General features: G+C 58.3%; 4 protein-coding genes. 1 reads left to right on the top strand and 3 read right to left on the bottom strand.

Annotated elements, in window-relative coordinates:
• Nucleotides 1–111 precede the first annotated feature (111 nt).
• Nucleotides 112–507 carry a DUF4346 domain-containing protein gene (locus tag ACVWXE_RS14275; protein ID WP_414407603.1) on the bottom strand — a complete coding sequence of 132 codons (396 nt, stop codon included), beginning with the start codon at nucleotides 505–507 and terminating at the stop codon, nucleotides 112–114.
• A 194-nt stretch (nucleotides 508–701) separates the two neighbouring features.
• Nucleotides 702–1334, bottom strand: coding sequence for a DUF4384 domain-containing protein (locus tag ACVWXE_RS14270; RefSeq protein WP_414330041.1), 633 nt, complete (start codon nucleotides 1332–1334; stop codon nucleotides 702–704).
• Between the two features lie 237 nt (nucleotides 1335–1571).
• Between ACVWXE_RS14270 and ACVWXE_RS14265 the strand changes: the two genes are divergently transcribed.
• On the top strand, nucleotides 1572–2042 hold the full coding sequence (locus ACVWXE_RS14265; RefSeq protein WP_457490635.1) for a tetratricopeptide repeat protein: 471 nt from the start codon (nucleotides 1572–1574) through the stop codon (nucleotides 2040–2042).
• Here ACVWXE_RS14265 and ACVWXE_RS14260 read toward each other — a convergent pair.
• Nucleotides 2023–2502, bottom strand: a complete 480-nt coding sequence (locus tag ACVWXE_RS14260) for a tellurite resistance TerB family protein (RefSeq protein ID WP_414421612.1) — start codon at nucleotides 2500–2502, stop codon at nucleotides 2023–2025. The two genes, ACVWXE_RS14265 and ACVWXE_RS14260, sit on opposite strands and share 20 nt — an antisense overlap.
• Nucleotides 2503–2750: the final 248 nt, after the last annotated feature.

Here is a 2750-nt window from a genome sequence, read left to right as displayed (position 1 = left end):
AGACTTTTGACCAGCAAACCTATAAGGAGGCGGGCTTTCCTCCCGACACCAAGCCTGCGGCTATGGTGCGGGCCTCCAGCCCGAAAATTTGGTGAGCTTTCTGGGAAGGGATCAGTCTTGGATGTACTCCTCGCCAGAGATCAGGGCAGCTTCGGCTTTTTGAAACTCCCTTCCCAAGTAGGCCGCATGGCTGAGCTGGGAGACCACTCTCTCCTGCTCCTTTTCAAAGATCTGTACACACAGTTCTTTGGCCGTGCGCCCAACATACACCCGTTCAGGGGATCGGTTGACGGAGCCCTTGGCCGGGATCACAGCTCCTGTCTCCGGATCGGTGGCCAGCCCCCGCTCGTTGATGACGGTGCTGTAGTACTTGGCGCAAATGAGGTTCTGCTCCCGATCCAAGTAGATGACGAAATAGCCCGCCGGATCCAGATCCAGGGGTCGGCGGGAGAGATGGTCGTCAATACTGCGAATCTGCTCGCTCAGGGGATTGGAGGAAGGGGACATAGAACGGCTGACCCAGAACCACACAGGACGTAGCCGAGACTACCTTTGGCTGCTCTCATTGTGGCAGATGAACCCAATCTTTGGGCAGCCTTTGGGGTGGTTGACTTCCTTCCCAGCTTGAACGGTGGGGCTGGTCATATACCCGATGAAGGGGATCCTGTGCGGGCCATCCACCTGAGGTCTCAGAGCTTGGATTAGCGCGGGGCAACCCGATAGAATCGGGTGGCCGTCACCCACTGGTCGGAAGGGATCCCCTCGACGATGATGGCGCGGGCAATGGCATTGCCCAGTTGGGATCCCCGCACCCGCACGTCGGCAAAGGAGCCACTCTGCTCAAAAGAGGCAATCTCCTGGAAGTTGAGAGGACGGGGAGAGGCCACCGCTAACACCTGGGCTTGGCCGAAGGGTGGAGCGATGGTCAACCGATAGCTGGCCCCTGGCGGCGGGAAGGTGCGCACTTCTCCGGCCCGCAGAAACTCGTTGCCGCCGGAAAAGCGGTTGGGCAAAATCAGATGGGTACGGCCATCGGCTTGGATGCTGAACAGGTAAACGTAGGCATCGCGGTTGGTGCTCAGGGTAATGGCAATCGGCTCGCCAGGCCGGTAGATGGGGTTAGACCCGTGCCGATCCAGCTCCAGATTCACCCGCAGGTCGGAAGGAACGGGGTTGACAATGATGGAGCGGGTGCCAACATCCAACTGACGAGTATCGGCCAGTTGCAGCCTTTGTAAAGGAGGGTAGATGCCCAGGGTTTGCGGAAAAACAGCGGTGGTCGGAGCCACAGACAGCCCCAAAGCCAGCGGTAGGAAAAGCAGTTTGGCATTCATGGTTCACACCCAATCAATGGCTATGTTCATCCTAGGAAGGGGCGCAGGTTATGCGGGTCAGGCTTTGCGCAATCTCCAATCTCTTGCCGCGGCAGTTTCTCCTGCTGCAGATGGCACCCCCAAGAGGGAAAAGACGGTAAACCAGCGGGGGCACGGCTCTGTTCTCGGTACCTGGGATGGGAATTGGGAGCCACCGGTTTGGCAAGGGTTAATCTACAGGTAAGGGATCCCTTCCTCATGCCAGCTTCCCAGTCAACCCCCAACTTGCTCATGGCTCACGACAGCTACCAAGAAGGCATCGCAGCGGTACAAGCGGGCGATTTCCAGGCTGCCATCCGGGCATTTCGGCAGGCGGTTGCTGCCGATCCAACCCATACCGAAGCTCGTTACAAGCTGGCCTGGGTACTGGGCATGAGCGGCTATCTGGATCCGGCCCTGGCAGAGCTGGAAGCCGTTTTGGCGGCAGATCCCAACCATGTGGCAGCCCATTACAATCGAGGGGCCCTCCTCTTGCAAAAGGCCCAACTGGAAGCAGATGAGGACGGACAAATCGATCTGGCCGTTCTGCAACAGGCGGAAGCAGCCTTTCAAGCGGTGATGCGCTTGGATCCGACCGACCAACGGGCCTTTGCCTTCCTCAATTTGGTCAAGCGGGCCATTCGCAACCATCAGGCGTCCACTCAGGTCTCTAGCGGCAGTGGCGGGTAAACCCCTGCACCAAGACTTCAATCGGCGCAATGCTGGGATCCCCCAGCTCAGCCTCTGCCTCTTGAGAGACCTGTTGCACCACTGCCGGTGACAGTTGCAGCTTTTCCACCAACTGCCGAAAAGCATCCAGCTCTTCCAGATTCACCACGGGCTCCTCCGGGCTGCGAGCGCTGGCGGCAATCACCAGGTAGCCCAACTTGAGGATGAGACGCTTCTCGGCCTCATCGCCGATTTTCGACAGCACCTCCTCCAACGGGACTTGCTGCACTAGGTACTGGCGGATCTCTTGCGCCAAGCTGGCCCGCTGGTCGGGATCCGAAGCAAAATGCTGAGAGAGTTGCTGGGCGATGAGTTCTACTTCCGCAGCCTCTAGCGCACCATCAGACCAGGCCATCGCAGTGACGGCTCGCAGCAGATTCATCTGCTTGGGAGTAATGCCGGGCGGGGGTGGAGTGGGCATATATCCTCCTGGGGTGGCTTATCTGCCAGTGTAGAAGGGGATCCTGGACCCTTCTGGTTAAGTTTGGTATCTGCTCGATGGCTGCTGGCTTTGGCTCAAGTCAAGATAGGTGCCGCCTACCCGGTCGAAGGGGGGCTTTTGCCGAGGGGATCCGATACAGCCTGTTAAGGGCTCAAGGGGTACAATAGCAGCACTTAGCAAACCAACTTCGGAAGGAGGATGGATTGATCAGTAGTAAAGAAGTCTTC

The organism is Thermostichus sp. MS-CIW-41, from assembly GCF_054058915.1.
Note: the sequence above shows the minus strand (reverse complement) of the source record. Positions and strands in the feature narration are given on the sequence as shown.

Excerpts from the sequence above, each read along its gene's own strand:
- ACVWXE_RS14275 (WP_414407603.1), bottom strand. The coding sequence starts at position 507 with ATGTCCCCTTCCTCCAATCCCCTGAGCGAGCAGATTCGCAGTATTGAC.
- ACVWXE_RS14270 (WP_414330041.1), bottom strand. The coding sequence starts at position 1,334 with ATGAATGCCAAACTGCTTTTCCTACCGCTGGCTTTGGGGCTGTCTGTG.
- ACVWXE_RS14265 (WP_457490635.1), top strand. The coding sequence starts at position 1,572 with ATGCCAGCTTCCCAGTCAACCCCCAACTTGCTCATGGCTCACGACAGC.
- ACVWXE_RS14260 (WP_414421612.1), bottom strand. The coding sequence starts at position 2,502 with ATGCCCACTCCACCCCCGCCCGGCATTACTCCCAAGCAGATGAATCTG.